General features: G+C 71.2%; 15 protein-coding genes. 8 read left to right on the plus strand and 7 right to left on the minus strand.

All coding sequences use genetic code 11. From position 1 onward, the window contains the following. Positions 1-77: 77 nt before the first annotated feature. From CP982_RS17315 to CP982_RS17335, 5 genes are all read left to right on the plus strand, one after another. Positions 78-725 (plus strand): ABC transporter permease, encoded by a 648-nt coding sequence (locus CP982_RS17315; RefSeq protein ID WP_150511369.1) that lies wholly within the window; start codon positions 78-80, stop codon positions 723-725. Continuing rightward, the gene (locus tag CP982_RS17320; RefSeq protein ID WP_184925504.1) at positions 718-2,061 is read left to right on the plus strand and encodes a betaine/proline/choline family ABC transporter ATP-binding protein; all 1,344 of its coding nucleotides are present in this window, start codon (positions 718-720) and stop codon (positions 2,059-2,061) included. Before CP982_RS17315 ends, CP982_RS17320 begins: the two co-directional genes overlap by 8 nt. Before the next feature lie 5 nt (positions 2,062-2,066). Beyond that, on the plus strand, positions 2,067-2,957 hold the full coding sequence (locus CP982_RS17325) for an ABC transporter permease (RefSeq protein WP_150515540.1): 891 nt from the start codon (positions 2,067-2,069) through the stop codon (positions 2,955-2,957). After that, the gene (locus tag CP982_RS17330) at positions 2,954-3,928 is read left to right on the plus strand and encodes a glycine betaine ABC transporter substrate-binding protein (protein ID WP_150511370.1); all 975 of its coding nucleotides are present in this window, start codon (positions 2,954-2,956) and stop codon (positions 3,926-3,928) included. The genes CP982_RS17325 and CP982_RS17330 overlap by 4 nt, the downstream gene beginning before the upstream one ends. Before the next feature lie 69 nt (positions 3,929-3,997). After that, entirely contained in the window at positions 3,998-4,615 is a 618-nt protein-coding gene (locus CP982_RS17335) for an ArsR/SmtB family transcription factor (RefSeq protein ID WP_150511371.1), read from the plus strand. A 154-nt stretch (positions 4,616-4,769) separates the two neighbouring features. Here the strand turns inward: CP982_RS17335 and CP982_RS17345 are convergent, their stop codons facing one another. The 5 genes from CP982_RS17345 to CP982_RS17365 all read right to left on the minus strand — a co-directional run bounded on the left by CP982_RS17345 (position 4,770) and on the right by CP982_RS17365 (position 10,872). Then, positions 4,770-5,579 carry a S16 family serine protease gene (locus CP982_RS17345; protein WP_150511373.1) on the minus strand — a complete coding sequence of 270 codons (810 nt, stop codon included), beginning with the start codon at positions 5,577-5,579 and terminating at the stop codon, positions 4,770-4,772. 43 nt (positions 5,580-5,622) lie between these two features. Next, positions 5,623-6,264 (minus strand): IclR family transcriptional regulator, encoded by a 642-nt coding sequence (locus CP982_RS17350; protein ID WP_030680755.1) that lies wholly within the window; start codon positions 6,262-6,264, stop codon positions 5,623-5,625. Between the two features lie 349 nt (positions 6,265-6,613). Then, the gene (locus CP982_RS17355; RefSeq protein WP_150511374.1) at positions 6,614-8,404 is read right to left on the minus strand and encodes a DEAD/DEAH box helicase; all 1,791 of its coding nucleotides are present in this window, start codon (positions 8,402-8,404) and stop codon (positions 6,614-6,616) included. Between the two features lie 132 nt (positions 8,405-8,536). Beyond that, positions 8,537-10,030: an MFS transporter gene (locus CP982_RS17360; RefSeq protein ID WP_150511375.1), complete on the minus strand. Its 1,494-nt coding sequence runs from the start codon at positions 10,028-10,030 to the stop codon at positions 8,537-8,539. A 167-nt stretch (positions 10,031-10,197) separates the two neighbouring features. After that, positions 10,198-10,872: a hypothetical protein gene (locus tag CP982_RS17365; protein WP_150511376.1), complete on the minus strand. Its 675-nt coding sequence runs from the start codon at positions 10,870-10,872 to the stop codon at positions 10,198-10,200. Positions 10,873-11,240: 368 nt separating this feature from the next. Between CP982_RS17365 and melC1 the strand changes: the two genes are divergently transcribed. Continuing rightward, positions 11,241-11,627 (plus strand): apotyrosinase chaperone MelC1, encoded by a 387-nt coding sequence (gene melC1, locus CP982_RS17370; RefSeq protein ID WP_150511377.1) that lies wholly within the window; start codon positions 11,241-11,243, stop codon positions 11,625-11,627. A 17-nt stretch (positions 11,628-11,644) separates the two neighbouring features. Then, positions 11,645-12,472, plus strand: a complete 828-nt coding sequence (melC2, locus tag CP982_RS17375) for a tyrosinase MelC2 (protein WP_150511378.1) — start codon at positions 11,645-11,647, stop codon at positions 12,470-12,472. Positions 12,473-12,566: 94 nt separating this feature from the next. Here the strand turns inward: melC2 and CP982_RS17380 are convergent, their stop codons facing one another. Both CP982_RS17380 and CP982_RS17385 read right to left on the minus strand, forming a co-directional pair. Continuing rightward, on the minus strand, positions 12,567-12,839 hold the full coding sequence (locus CP982_RS17380; protein WP_150511379.1) for a DUF397 domain-containing protein: 273 nt from the start codon (positions 12,837-12,839) through the stop codon (positions 12,567-12,569). Then, positions 12,836-13,693, minus strand: coding sequence for a helix-turn-helix domain-containing protein (locus tag CP982_RS17385; RefSeq protein WP_150511380.1), 858 nt, complete (start codon positions 13,691-13,693; stop codon positions 12,836-12,838). Before CP982_RS17385 ends, CP982_RS17380 begins: the two co-directional genes overlap by 4 nt. A gap of 157 nt (positions 13,694-13,850) precedes the next feature. Between CP982_RS17385 and CP982_RS17390 the strand changes: the two genes are divergently transcribed. Further along, the gene (locus tag CP982_RS17390) at positions 13,851-14,273 is read left to right on the plus strand and encodes an ATP-binding protein (protein WP_150511381.1); all 423 of its coding nucleotides are present in this window, start codon (positions 13,851-13,853) and stop codon (positions 14,271-14,273) included. Positions 14,274-14,285 lie beyond the last annotated feature (12 nt).

Below are 14,285 nucleotides of genomic sequence, written 5' to 3' on the forward strand. Positions count from 1 at the left end.
ATCCACCCGTACGACGCACGCGGGCGCGGGGAGACTCCCCGCGCCGTCTGGGCGCACCCCGCGAGGTGAGCGGCACGGTGAACTTCTGGGACTACCTCGGCAACCGTCACCAGCAGTTGCTGACGGACGCGTACCAGCACGCCAGCGCGGTCTTCCAGTGCATGGTGGTGGCCACGGTCATCGGCGTGCTGATCGGTGTGGTGACGTACCGCAGCGAGTGGGCGGGCAACCTCGCCACGACCGCGACCTCCACGATCCTGACCATCCCGTCGCTCGCCATGATCGGTCTGCTGATCCCGGTCGTGGGCCTCGGCGTCGCGCCGACGGTGACGGCCCTGACGCTGTACGGCCTGCTGCCGATCGTGCGCAACTCCATCGTGGGCCTGCGCGGCGTCGACCCCACCCTGGTGGACGCGGCCAAGGGCATCGGGATGTCCCGTCTGCACCGGCTCGTGCGCGTCGAGCTGCCGCTGGCGTGGCCGCCGATCCTGACCGGCATCCGGGTCTCCACGCAGATGCTGATGGGCATCGCCGCGATCGCCGCCTACGCCTCGGGGCCCGGGCTCGGCAACGAGATCTTCCGCGGCATCGCCTCGCTCGGCAGCAAGAACGCGCTCAACCAAGTACTCGCGGGCACGCTCGGGATCATCGTCCTGGCGCTGCTCTTCGACGCCGCGTACGTCCTGATCGGCCGTCTGACGATTCCGAGGGGGATCCGTGTCTGAGACTCCGGAGAGGCCCACCCCGTCGCCCGCGCCCGGCGCGCCGGGCGCGACCGCCGACCAGGCGGGCTCCACCGCGACCACGCCCGCCCCCACGGGCGGCTCCTCCGCCACCACCGGCGCGACGATCGACCTTGAGAGCCTCACCAAGCGCTACCCGGGCAGCGCCGAACCGGCCGTGGACAGCGTGAACATGGAGATCAAGGCGGGTGAGATCGTCATCTTCGTGGGCCCGTCCGGCTGCGGGAAGTCGACGACCCTGAAGATGATCAACCGGCTCATCGAGCCGACCAGCGGCCGCATCCGCATCAACGGCGAGGACGTCACCGACATCGACCCGGTGAAGCTGCGCCGCAAGGTGGGCTACGCCATCCAGTCCTCGGGCCTCTTCCCGCACATGACGGTCGCCCAGAACATCGCGCTCGTACCGAAGATGGTGGGCTGGGGGAAGGCGCGGATCAAGTCCCGGGTCGAGGAGATGCTGGACCTGGTCGGGCTCGACCCGGCCGAGTTCCACGGCCGCTATCCGCGTCAGCTCTCCGGCGGCCAGCAGCAACGCGTGGGCGTGGCGCGGGCGTTGGCGGCCGATCCGCCCGTGCTCCTGATGGACGAGCCGTTCGGCGCGGTCGACCCGATCACCCGCGACCACCTCCAGGACGAGCTGATCCGGCTCCAGCACGAGCTGCACAAGACCATCGTCTTCGTCACGCACGACTTCGACGAGGCCATCAAGCTGGGCGACCGCATCGCGGTGCTCCGCGAGCGCTCGCACATCGCGCAGTTCGACACGCCCGAGGCGATCCTCACCAACCCGGCCGACGACTTCGTGTCCGGCTTCGTCGGCGCGGGCGCGGCCCTGAAGCGGCTGAACCTGACGCGCGTACGCGACGTGGAGATGGCCGACGTGCCGACGGTGACGGTCGACGACCCGCTCCAGCTCATCTTCGACAAGCTGCGCGCGAGCGGCACCAACGAACTGCTCCTGCTCGACAAGCGCGGCCGCCCCTACAAGTGGCTCAGGCGCGGCGACCTGATGCGCGCCAGGGGCTCCCTGGCCCGCGCGGGCACCCTCGTGCACGACACGGTGACCCGTGACGCCACGCTCCGCGACGCCCTGGAGGCGGTGCTCACCGACAACGCGGGCCGGGTCGCCGTGACCGGGCGGCGCGGCGAGTACACGGGCGTCGTCGACATGGAGACGCTGATGAACTCCGTGCACGAGATGCTGGAGGCCGACCGCCTCGACGCCATGGAGCACCAGCACGAACTGGAGGATCGGCGCGCCGAGTTGACCCACAAGGAGCAGGAAGGCGACGGCGGCGGGGAGGCGAAGGCGTGAACCCGGTGCCCGGGAACGAGCCGCGCGTCCCCGAACGCAAACACGCCCCCCAGGAGGCGTCCCGGCCGCGCGGCGAACACGAGGTCAAGGGCCTGGCCTTCCGCGACGACGGCGAGGCCGAGCAGGAGGCGCCCGCGACCCCGGTGGCGCGCGAGCCGCGCCGGGTGACGTGGCAGAAGCTGACGTTCCTGCCCGCGCTGCTCGCGGCGGTGCTCATCGCCACCTGGCTCTGGTTCGAGCAGGCCGACCTGGACGACATCTCCAAGAACGCGCTGTCCAACGGCCAGGTGGGCAAGGCCCTGCGGCAGCACGTCGAGCTGACGGCGATCTCCACCTTCTTCGTACTGATCATCGCGATCCCGCTGGGGATCCTGCTGACGCGGCGCCGGTTCCGCAAGGGCGCCCCGGTGGCGATGGCCCTGGCGAACATGGGCCAGGCGACCCCCGCGATCGGCCTGCTCGCCCTCCTGGTGATCTGGATGGGCATCGGCGAGAAGGCGGCCCTGACGGGCATCATCATCTACGCCGTCCTGCCGGTGCTCTCCAACACGATCGCGGGCCTGAAGGCGAACGACCCCACCCTCCTGGAGGCCGCGCGCGGGATCGGCATGTCACCGCTCGGCGTGCTCGCCAAGGTCGAACTCCCGCTGGCCGTCCCGCTGATCCTCGCGGGCGTGCGCACCGCGCTCGTCCTGAACGTGGGCACGGCGACGCTCGCGACCTTCGGCGGCGGGGGCGGCCTCGGCGTCCTCATCACCACGGGCATCACCAACCAGCGCATGCCGGTCCTGATGCTCGGCTCGATCCTGACGGTGGTGCTCGCCCTGCTCGTGGACTGGCTGGCGTCGCTCGCCGAGGTGGTCCTCAGTCCCCGCGGCCTGGAGGTGCGCTCATGAGGCTCACGTCGCGTACGAAGGCGTGGGGCGCGGTGGCCGGGGTGCTCCTGGCCGCCGGCGGCTGCGGCCTGACCAGCGGCTCGCCCATGGTGGACGACGTGAAGCCCGGCATCGTCGGCCAGGGCAGGCCGCTGGAGGGCGCCGATCTCACCGTCACGTCGAAGGAGTTCACCGAACAGCTCATCCTCGGCGCGATCATGGGCATCGCCTTCCAGGCGGCGGGCGCGGACGTCCTGGACCGGACGGGGATCCAGGGCTCGATCGGCGCCCGGGAGGCGGTCAAGGGCGGGGACGCGGACGGCATGTACGAGTACACGGGCACCGCGTGGATCACGTACCTCGGCAACTCCAAGCCCGTCACCGACCCGCACCAGCAGTGGGAGGTGGTCCGCGAGGCGGACGCGAAGAACGGCCTGACCTGGCTGCCGCCCGCCGCGCTCAACAACACCTACGCCCTTGCGATGAACGAGTCCAACGCCAAGAAGTACGGCACGAAGACGCTCTCGGACGTCGCCGCGCTCTCCAAGAAGGACCCCAAGGCCGTCACGGTGTGCGTGGAGGGCGAGTTCGCCAACCGCGCGGACGGCCTGCCCGGCATGCAGAAGGCGTACGGCATGAAGCTCCCGGCCGGGAACATCACGCAGATGGACACCGGGATCATCTACACCCAGGCGGAGAAGGGCAGCTGCACCTACGGCGAGGTCTTCACGACGGACGGCCGCATCAAGGCGATGCACCTGACGACGATGGCGGACGACCGCCGCTTCTTCCCCAACTACAACGCGGCTCCCGAGATCAACAGCAAGACCCTCAAGAAGTACCCGGAGATCGCGGAGGTCCTCGCGCCCATCACCAAGAAGCTCGACAACAAGGTGGCGCAGGACCTGAACTCCAAGGTCGACGTGGACGGCGAGGACCCGCACGAGGTGGCGAAGGACTGGCTGGTGGAGCAGGGGTTCGTGAAGGAGTGACCTGACTTACAAAGACTCCGTTGCAAAGAAAGCGTTGCAACGCTTTCTTTGCATGCGTACGCTGTGGCCATGACGCAGGACCCGAAGCCCCGGAAGATCCACCATCTCGACGCCCGTTCGCTGCGGGGGCTCGCGCATCCGCTGCGCATACGACTGCTCGCCTCCCTGCGGCTCGACGGCCCGGCCACCGCGTCCCAACTCGCCGCCCGTCTGGGCGAGTCGAGCGGCGCGACGAGCTACCACCTGCGTCAGCTCGCGGAGTACGGCTTCGCGGAGGACGACCCGGAGCGCGGCAAGGGCAGGGAGCGCTGGTGGCGCGCCGTCCACCAGGGCACATACCTGGACGACGACCTGCGCACCGACTCGACCCCGGAGGTCCGGGGTGCGCTCAACGCCTATCTGCACGAGTGGGCGACGTATCACGCGCAGGAGCTGTCCACCTGGCTCGGCACGGAGGGCGACTGGTCCAAGGAGTGGGTCGAGTCCTCGGACATGAGCGACTTCACGCTGCGGCTCACCCCGGCGCTCAACGCGGAGCTCGGCCGCAAGCTCCACGACCTGATCGAGAGCTACCGGGACCTGGCGCCCGAGGACGGCACCCCGGACGCGGCCCGGGTCCGCATCCATCTGCACGCGTTCCCGACGAAGCCCGCGACCGACGACTCGGCCGACGACTCGACCGACTGAGAGGAGCGCACCACCATGCACCCCGACGTCCATCTGTTCCTGCACGAGGTCCGCGCCGCCGAGCTGCGGCGTGCGACAGCCCCGCGCAGACCGCCGCGCGCGGCGTTCCGCACCCAACTGGGCTGGACCATGGTCGAGTTGGGCCTGCGCCTGGTCAGCAGCTCGGGACCTTCTCGCCCTTCTGCAGGGCCCGCAGCGCGTCGACCGTACCGGACAGCGTGGTGACCGGCACCAGCTGAAGCCCCTTCGGCTTCTCCGCCTCGGCGTCCGAGCACTCGGCCTTCGGCACGAGGAAGACGGTGGCGCCGTCACGGGCCGCGGCCTGCGTCTTCAGGGAGACGCCGCCGACGGCGCCGACCTTGCCGTTCGCCTTGATCGTGCCGGTCCCGGCGATCGTGCGGCCGCCGGTCAGATCGCCGCCGCTGCCGTTCCCGTCCAGCTTGTCGATGATGCCGAGCGCCAGGAAGAGCCCTGCGCTCGGCCCGCCGATCTTCCCCAGGTCGGCATTGACCTTGACCTTGCCGGTGCCGTCCACGCCGTCCGCCCGGAGAAAGCGGAGTGCGGCCTTCGTCGCGTCGTCCTGCGACTCCCGCATGTCGCCGAGGTTGTGCTGCTCGACTTCCTTCTCGTTGTCGCCCTCCGGATAGACCGAGTCCTTGGGCATCACGGCCCGGTCCGTACGGAACCAGCCGTCGACCACGTCGCCGAGGCGCACGGTCATCTGCGGCCCCGTCGCCACGATCGTCGTCATCCGCAGCTGCCCCTCGGTCTTCCGCGTGGTCGCCCCGGTGATCGTGAGCACCGGCTTGCCCTCGTACTCCCCCAGCACATCGGCGGTGCCACCGGGCTGCGCCACGGCGAAGGGGAGCGGGGCGAACGCGGCGACCGCGAGCAGAGCGACGACGGGCGTCGCGGCGAGGGCGAGGACCTTGGGGCGGCTCAGCTGAGCGAGACGAGACAGCACGTGCCCAATCTACGCGAGCGCGGGATCAAGCCCCACAAGCCGCTCAGCGCAGGGCCTCGGCGACCTCGCGGGCCGCGTCCACCACCCGCGGGCCCACCCGCTCGGGCACGGAGTCGGCCAGCATGACCACGCCCACGCTGCCCTCGAGCCCGGTGACGCCGACGAGGGGCGCCGCCGCGCCGCTGGCGCCGGCCTCCAGTTCCCCGTGGGTGAGCGCGTACCCGGGGTCGGTGATGTGGCCCTGCCGCGCGGCGAGGATGGCCTTGCCCGCGGCGCCCCGGTCCAGGGGATGGCGGAAGCCGGTCCGATAGGCCACGTGGTAGTCGGTCCACGTCGGCTCGACCACGGCGACGGCGAGCGCCTCCGTGCCGTCGACGAGGGTCAGGTGGGCCGTCGCCCCTATGTCCTCCGCGAGGGAGCGGAGCGCGGGAAGGGCGGCCTCGCGCACCAGCGGGTGCACCTGGCGGCCGAGGCGCAGGACGCCGAGGCCCACCCGGGCCCGGCCGCCCAAGTCCCGTCGTACGAGGGCGTGTTGTTCGAGGGTGGCGAGAAGCCGGTAGACGACCGTCCGGTTCACCCCGAGCTTGTTGGACAGCTCGGTGACGGTCAGGCCGTGATCGGTGTCGGCGAGCAGCTTGAGGACGCGCAGTCCTCGGTCGAGCGTCTGAGATGTCTCCGCGGTCACGACGCCCACTCCTTAGTCGTGAGGGTCGACGGCCCCCTCTGCGGCGGGCACCGGCTGCGCTCCGGGGCGGCGCTGCCACGGGGCGTTGTGTAGCGGGGACAGTAGCGAGGGCGTCCCGCTCAGCGGAAGACTCCGTCCAGAATCCGGTCAAGGGGACGGAAAGACGGTCCTTATCGCCCCGCTATGCACCCCGGTATGTGTACGCGGAACGCACAATGCCTGCACGCACTGCGCACGTTTCCAGACCTTCCGGTAACGACCGGGCCTCACGGGAGCGGCCTTTTGGGGGCGCGGGGAACTGCGCGACCAGCCACAGACGGCCCGCAGACAAGGACGGGGAAACGCACGGCTAGCTCATCCGCGTAGCCCACTCCTGCACCTTGGCGATGCGCTGCCGAAGCTGCCCAGCCGTAGCCTCCGCACTGGGCGGACCACCGCACACCCGCCGCAGCTCGGTGTGGATCACACCATGCGGCTTCCCGCTCTGATGGACGTACGCGCCGACCATCGTGTTCAGCTGCTTGCGGAGTTCGAGCAGCTCCTTGTGGGAGACCACGGGCCGCCGCTCCGCGGGCAGCTCCAGGAGGTCGGCCTCGTCGGCGGGCTTCTTCTTGCTGTGCGCGATCTGCCGGGCCTGCCGCTTCTGGAGCAGCAGCTGCACCTGGTCGGGCTCCAGGAGGCCCGGGATGCCGAGGTAGTCCTGCTCCTCCTCGCTGCCGGGGTGGGCCTGCATGCCGAACTCGGCGCCGTCGTAGAGCACCCGGTCGAAGACGGCCTCGGACTCCAGGGCCTCGAAGGAGAACTGCTCCTGCTCGCCGGTGTCCTCGTCCTGCTGCTTGTTCGCCTCGTCCATCTCCTGCTCGGACTCGGCGTACGGGTCCTCCTCGCCCTCCTTCTTCGGCTTGTCGAGGACGTGGTCGCGCTCGACCTCCATCTCGTTGGCGAAGCCGAGCAGGTCGGGGACCGTGGGCAGGAAGACGGAGGCGGTCTCGCCGCGCCGCCGGGAGCGCACGAAGCGGCCCACGGCCTGGGCGAAGAACAGCGGGGTCGAGATCGTCGTCGCGTACACGCCGACCGCGAGCCGGGGCACGTCGACGCCCTCGGACACCATGCGGACGGCGACCATCCAGCGGTCGTCGCTGCCGCTGAAGTCGTCGATGCGCTGCGAGGCCCCGGTGTCGTCGGAGAGCACGAGCGTGGCCTTGGTCCCGGTGATCTCCCGGATGAGCTTGGCATACGCGCGCGCCGAGTCCTGGTCGGAGGCGATCACCAGGGCGCCCGCGTCCGGAATGGCCTTGCGCACTTCGCTCAGGCGCCGGTCGGCGGCCTTGAGGACGTTCGGCATCCAGTCGCCGCGCGGGTCGAGCGCGGTGCGCCAGGCCTGCGAGACCGCGTCCTTGGTCATCGGCTCGCCGAGCCGGGCGGCGATCTCGTCACCGGCCTTGGTGCGCCAGCGCATGTTGCCGCTGTAGGAGAGGAAGATGACGGGCCGCACGACGCCGTCGCCGAGGGCGCTGCCGTAGCCGTACGTGTAGTCGGCGGAGGAGCGGCGGATGCCGTCGTTCCCCTCCTCGTACGCCACGAAGGGGATGGGGTTGGTGTCGGAGCGGAACGGCGTGCCGGTGAGCGCCAGGCGGCGGGTCGCGGGCTCGAAGGCCTCCAGGCAGGCCTCGCCCCAGGACTTGGAGTCACCGGCGTGGTGGATCTCGTCGAGGATGACGAGGGTCTTGCGCTGCTCCACGCGGTTGCGGTGCAGCATGGGCCGCACGCCGACGCCCGCGTACGTCACGGCGACGCCGTGGTACTCCCTGCTCAGCGGGCCCGCGCTGTACTCCGGGTCCAGCTTGATGCCTATCCGGGCCGCGGCCTCGGCCCACTGCTTCTTCAGGTGCTCGGTGGGGGCGACCACGGTGACCTGCTGCACCACGTGGTGGTGCAGGAGCCAGGACGCGAGCGTCAGCGCGAACGTGGTCTTGCCGGCGCCGGGCGTCGCGACCGCGAGGAAGTCGCGCGGCTGCTCCTGGATGTACTTCTCCATCGCCCCCTGCTGCCAGGCGCGCAGCTTGCTGGCGGTGCCCCAGGGAGCGCGTCCGGGGAAGGCGGGCGACAGGTGGTGGTTGGAGGCGGCGGTGGTAGTCACGGTCTCCGTTTTTGACGCTGGGGTACGTACGACAACCGGGCCACCCTACCGGTGGGATGACCGCACTCCGGGGCTGACGCTCGGGTCCGCCCCGGGGTGCGACATGGTTCACACCGGCCCGCCGGGGATGATTCAGGCCTTCTCCGCAGGTCCCCGCAGGCGTGTGCCCAGCCACGCCCCGGCGAGCGCCACGGCCGCCATCGGCAGGAACACGGCGGTGAAGGCGCCCGGGTGCGAGCCCGCGGCTCCGGCGTCCGCGCCGTGGCCGCCGATCGTGCCGCCGCCCAGCGCGGCGAAGGCGGCGCCGCCCACGGCGAGCAGCAGGGCGTTGGACAGGCCGTCGGATATCTGGAGCGACGCGGAGTTCGAGCCCGCGTCCTGCGGGGGCGAGAGCCGGAGCAGCAGGACGCTGGTCGAGGCGATGACCATGCCCATGCCGAGGCAGCCGACGCCCCAGGCGACCGCGACGACCCACACCGGGACGGCGTCGACGAGCACGCTGGGCGCGGTGGCGATGGCGGCGGCGACCAGGACCATCCCGGCGGCCACCAGCTTCTCCCGGTGGGGCTCCATGCGCGGCCGCGACTGCACGTACGAGCCGAGGGCCCAGGTCGCGCCGCCCGCCGCGAGCGAGAGGCCCGCGAGCGTCGGCGACAGACCGCGCTCGCTGACCAGCATCAGCGGTACGAAGGACTCGGCGGCGACGAAGGACCCGGCGGCCACGCCCCTCAGCAGCACCACGGAGGGGAGGCCGCGCGCGGCGCGGTAGGTGCCGCGCGGAAGCAGGCCGAGCACGGACGGGACCAGGACTGCCGCGCCGAGCGCCGCCGGGAGCAGGGACAGCCAGCGCAGGTCCTGTCCGGCGTACTGGAGCAGGCCCGCGCCGAGCGAGATGCCGAGGGCGAGCCGGACCCGGCGGCGGTCCAGGGGCTCGGCCGGGGCGTCGGGGTCGAGGGGGCCCGAGGCCTCGCGCCGTATCGCGGGCAGGGCGAGCGCGAGCGGCGCGGCGACCAGGGCCGGCACGCCGATGAACACCCACCGCCAGCCCAGGTGCTCCGTCACCGTGCCCGACACCAGGGGGCCGACCACGGACGGCACCACCCAGGCGGCCGCGAACGCCGCCATGATCGCCGGGCGGAGGTGCTCCGGGTACACCCGGCTCACCACCACGTACAGGGACACGATGACGAGGCCGCCGCCGAAGCCCTGCACGGCCCGGCCCAGGATGAACTGCCACATCGCGCCCGCCGTGCCGGAGAGGAGCAGGCCCGCCACGAAGGCGGACATGCCTGCGGTCAGCGGGCCCAGGGGGCCGCGCCGGTCTCCCCACTGCCCGGAGAGCACCATCCCGAACAGGCTGGTCGTGAAGTACGCGGAGAATCCGAACGCGTACAGCGACACCCCGTCGAGCTCCCGGGCCGCCACCGGCATCGCCGTGCCGACGGCGGTGGCCTCGAAGGCGATGAGCAGCACGACGGACACGATCCCGATGCTCAGCGCCCGATACGGTGCCGCGAGCACACCACCCTCGGGCACCTCGCGCGGTGCCGCCTGCGGGGCGGCCGGTGCGGTGGCGACATCGGTGTCGCGGGAGTCGCTGGAGTCGCGGGAGTCGTGGGTGGTCATGCCGGTCAGCGTAGGAGCGGCCACCGACACCCGGCGCCTGTCTGGAGACGGGCCCGACCTGGTCCCTTGGTCGTACGCCCCGGGCCCCTTCCACGGCGGACGCCCAGCTGCTCTCTCCGTCTCCGGGACGGGGCCCGGCGGCTCCGCCGGAGGTCAGCGGGCCGGGCTCACAGCACCTTCGCGCTCTCCAGGACCGCGTCCGCCGTCTCCTGCTCGTCCCCCTCGCCCGGCTTCGCCACGCCCATCAGGAACACCGACCGGGCGGCGTCCGCGCTGATCACCGTCAGACGCAGCCGGGTCTCGCCGTCCTCGCCGCCCTTCATCACGAGGACCACGGTGTGGGCGGGGTGCCCGCCGACCGTGGTCGGCTCGGACTCGGTCTGCTCCGCCGAACCGTCCGGGTTGAAGAACTCCGCGTTGGACCGGGCGGCGCGCTCCGTCTGCGCCTTCAGGTCCGACTCGGCGACGGCGCCACCGCGCCCGGTGAGCACCATGCCGAACCGGCTGCTCTCGTCACTCTCCCCCTCGGCCTCCGTCCGGATCGAGCTCGTGAAGGCGCTGACCAGATCCCCCTCGTCCCGCTTCCAGCCCTCGGGAAGCCGGTACGACACCCCGGCCTTCAGGTCCGTCGCCCAGGGCCGCCCCGCCAGGGGGTCGTCGCCCCCGCCGTCCTTGCTCCACCACCAGGCCCCGAGCCCGGCGCCCAACAGGGCCACGACCACGACCGCGACGATCCCCCGCCGCCGCGACCGCCCCGGCGGAGACGGCTGCGGCTGCGGCTGCGGCTGCGGCGCATAGGGAGGCGGAGGCGGAACCGGGGCCTGCGAGGGCGGTGTCGTCATGGGCCCCAGTGTCGCCAACGGCCATGGAACGGCCTTGAGTACGCGTACTCAACGGCTACTCACACGGCGTGGCTTTTCAGTCACGTTTCCCTTGTGACGCCGCGCACGAGCCGTGGCACACCCGTGAAGATCTTCCACAATATCGCCACTTTCACCGCAGGATCTGTGGCCCGCGCGCCGCGCAGGCGAACACGCCGCAGGATCGACTTCGTTAAAGAATGCACCATTTGCACATAGGTGTCCGTAATGGCGGGCAACTCCTCGTGCCGATTAGGCCTCCCGTCTCCCTCCCTGTACGCATGGCCTCAGGAACTCCGGCCCGACCACCGGAACTTCCTCTCCACCACGCACACTTGGGGGTACCACGCATGTCCGGAATCACCCGCCGCCAGGCCATCGGCGCCGCGAGCGCCGTCGCCGGGGCCACCGTCGTCGGCCTCGGCGCCGCTCACGTCTCCGCCGCCCCGCGCGGCACCCGCCCCGCCGAACCCGCCTCCTTCGACGAGGTCTACCTCGGCCGCCGCATCCAGGGCGGGCCCGCCGGAGGCCACGGCGGCCACCACGGCGACCACGGCGACGGCTACTCCGTGCGCATCGACGGCGACGAGCTCCACATCATGCGCAACGCCGACGGCACCTGGATCAGCGTCATCAACCACTACGACCCGCAGGCCACGCCCCGCGCCCTCGCCCGCGCCGCCGTCGACGACCTCCAGGGCGCCGCCCTGGTCCCGCTCGCCGCCGCCACCCGCTGATCCGGAGCCCCGCCGCCATGACCGTACGCAAGAACCAGGCCCAGCTCACCGCCGACGAGAAGCGCCGCTTCGTCAACGCGCTTCTCGCGCTGAAGCGCGACGGCCGCTACGACTCCTTCGTCTCCACCCACAACGACTTCATCATGAGCGACCGCGACGACAGCGACCGCGTCGGCCACCGCTCCCCCTCCTTCCTGCCCTGGCACCGCCGCTTCCTCATACAGTTCGAGCAGGCCCTCCAGTCCGTCGACGCCTCCGTCGCCCTCCCCTACTGGGACTGGACCGCCGACCGCACCCCCGCCGCCTCCCTCTGGGCCCCCGACTTCCTCGGCGGCACCGGGCGCCCCCGCGACGGCCAGGTCACCGACGGCGCGTTCGCCTTCTCCGGCAGCGGCTGGCGCATCAACGTCCGCGTCGACGGCCGCGACTTCCTGCGGCGCAGCCTGGGCGGGGGTGGCGTCCAGCTCCCCACCAAGGCCGAGGTCGACTCCGTCCTCGCCATGCCCGTCTACGACGCCCCGCCGTGGAACAGCGCCTCCGACGGCTTCCGCAACCACCTCGAAGGCTGGCGCGGCGTGAACCTCCACAACCGCGTCCACGTCTGGGTCGGCGGCCACATGGCCACCGGGGCCTCCCCCAACGACCCCGTCTTCTGGCTCCACCACGCCTATGTGGACCGGCTGTGGACCCAGTGGCAGGCCCGCCACCCCAACTCGCCCTACCTGCCCGCAGCCGGTACGCGCGACGTCGTCGACCTCCGCGAGACCATGCGCCCGTGGGGCAACGTGACTCCTGCGGACATGCTGGACCACACGAGGTACTACACCTACGACGTGGCCGCCTGAGCCGAGCGCTGCGCTGGCCTTGCCGCGACGGGCCGTTGTTCGCCTGCGGGTCCGTCGCGGCTGGTCGCGCAGTTCCCCGCGCCCCTTCGGGGCGCTACCCGATCGCGTACCCCGCTACGAAGTCGCGCCACGCGCGCGAGGCGAACGCCAGTTGGGCGCCCTGTCTGTTCTTGGAGTCCCGAATGTGGATGGCTCCAACGCCTATCGCGGCCTCAACGCAGTCCTCACCATTGTTACTGCTGCTGTAGCTGCTCTTGACCCACTCCAGGGCGACCTCGACGCAGTCGTTGATGTTGCTGCTGTCGCTGTAGCTGCTTTTGAACCAGGTGAGTTCGGGACCGCGCCCGGCAGGGGGCTTCTGAGTCATGTCTCTCCCCGCACTCGCTCGATGAAGGCCAGCGACTCCCGCGGCGTGAGAGCCTGGGCCCGGATCATGCCATACCGCAGCTCAAGGATCCGGAGCTGCTTCGGGTCGGAGACCGGGCGGCCGTGGAACTCCCCCTCGGAGCGCCCCACTGCCGTTCCGTCTCCGAATTTCAGCAGCTGGATTCGCCCGCCTTCGATCCCGGCGTGTTCCTCGCAGTCGGTCGGCATCACCTGGATGGTGACGTTGGGCAACTGCGCGAGTTCCAGCAGGCGTTCGAGCTGAGCACGCAGAATCATTCTGCCCCCGATGGGCCGCCGGAGCGTCACCTCCTCCTGTACGAAGGTCATGTCAGGGACAGGCGACCGCTCAAAGATCGCCTGACGCGCCATGCGCGCGGCCAATCCTCGTTCCACTTGGTCGGGCGAGTAGGCGGGCTGACGAGTGCCGAACAGAGCCCGCGCGTACTCACCGGTCTGCAACAGTCCGTGCAGGTTGTGATTGCCGTACGCGGCGATCTCTACGGCCCGGCCCTCCAGCTTCGCCAGCTCCCGAACCTTCTTCGGGTACCTCGCCTTGGCCATCTCCTCCTTCATCGCAGAGATGAAACCGTTGGCCCCCAGGACCCGGTCCGCCGCGTCGAGGTACTCGGGGCGCGGGATCCTCGCCCCGCGCTCCACCTTGCGCACCTGGTCCTCGCCGTAGCCGATCGCCTCGCCCAGCTCCGCCGCGCTGAGGCCCGCGCCCTCGCGCCACCGCTTCTGCTGGTGACCGAGGGCCTCCACCACCGACGCGATCTCGTCCTCGGGCTCGACGTCCCAGCCCGCCTCGTCCACACTCTCGCCGTCCGCACTCATCACGCATACCTCCGAAGTACCGCCCCGCTCCAACGCGCAGCCGTACCCGTACGACACCCTGGACAGCCGGGACAGGGCCGGACAGCGACGGGACAGTCACCGTACGTGCACAGCGCACCACGGTGCAGGCTAAGTGGCTTGCGTCACGCTGTGGCGCATGAACACAGAGACCACACAAGCCCTGGCCCCCGTACGGCAGTTCAGCGCGTTGATGCCGTCCAGCCCGCGCGGCGCGCAGCTCGCCCGCCACGCCGCGGTGCGGCAACTCACCTCCTGGGAGCGCCCCTTCGAGCGCGCGGAACACGTCGTGGCCGAGCTGGCGAGCAACGCGGTGCGGCACGGGCACGTGCCGGGGCGGAACTTCCGGCTCACCCTGCGCCTCGCGGCCAGCGGGGTGCTGCGCGTGGAGGTGAGCGACACCTGCGCCGAACGCCTGCCACGCGCTCCAGGGCCCGGGCCCGCCGACCCGGACGCGGAGTCGGGCCGGGGCCTGCTGATCGTGGCGGCGATCGCGGACCGCTGGGGCACGGAGTTCGGCCCCGACCCCCGCAAGACGGTCTGGGCGGAGCTGGACTGTTGATCGGGTGTTGAC

It is taken from the genome of Streptomyces spectabilis (assembly GCF_008704795.1).
GTDB lineage: Bacteria > Actinomycetota > Actinomycetes > Streptomycetales > Streptomycetaceae > Streptomyces > Streptomyces spectabilis.

Bases quoted from the DNA above. Each gene is read 5' to 3' on its own strand.
- CP982_RS17390 (WP_150511381.1), top strand. From the start codon at position 13,851: ATGAACACAGAGACCACACAAGCCCTGGCCCCCGTACGGCAGTTCAGC.
- CP982_RS17380 (WP_150511379.1), bottom strand. From the start codon at position 12,839: ATGACTCAGAAGCCCCCTGCCGGGCGCGGTCCCGAACTCACCTGGTTC.
- CP982_RS17330 (WP_150511370.1), top strand. From the start codon at position 2,954: ATGAGGCTCACGTCGCGTACGAAGGCGTGGGGCGCGGTGGCCGGGGTG.
- CP982_RS17365 (WP_150511376.1), bottom strand. From the start codon at position 10,872: ATGACGACACCGCCCTCGCAGGCCCCGGTTCCGCCTCCGCCTCCCTAT.
- melC1 (WP_150511377.1), top strand. From the start codon at position 11,241: ATGTCCGGAATCACCCGCCGCCAGGCCATCGGCGCCGCGAGCGCCGTC.
- CP982_RS17360 (WP_150511375.1), bottom strand. From the start codon at position 10,030: ATGACCACCCACGACTCCCGCGACTCCAGCGACTCCCGCGACACCGAT.
- CP982_RS17385 (WP_150511380.1), bottom strand. From the start codon at position 13,693: ATGAGTGCGGACGGCGAGAGTGTGGACGAGGCGGGCTGGGACGTCGAG.
- melC2 (WP_150511378.1), top strand. From the start codon at position 11,645: ATGACCGTACGCAAGAACCAGGCCCAGCTCACCGCCGACGAGAAGCGC.
- CP982_RS17335 (WP_150511371.1), top strand. From the start codon at position 3,998: ATGACGCAGGACCCGAAGCCCCGGAAGATCCACCATCTCGACGCCCGT.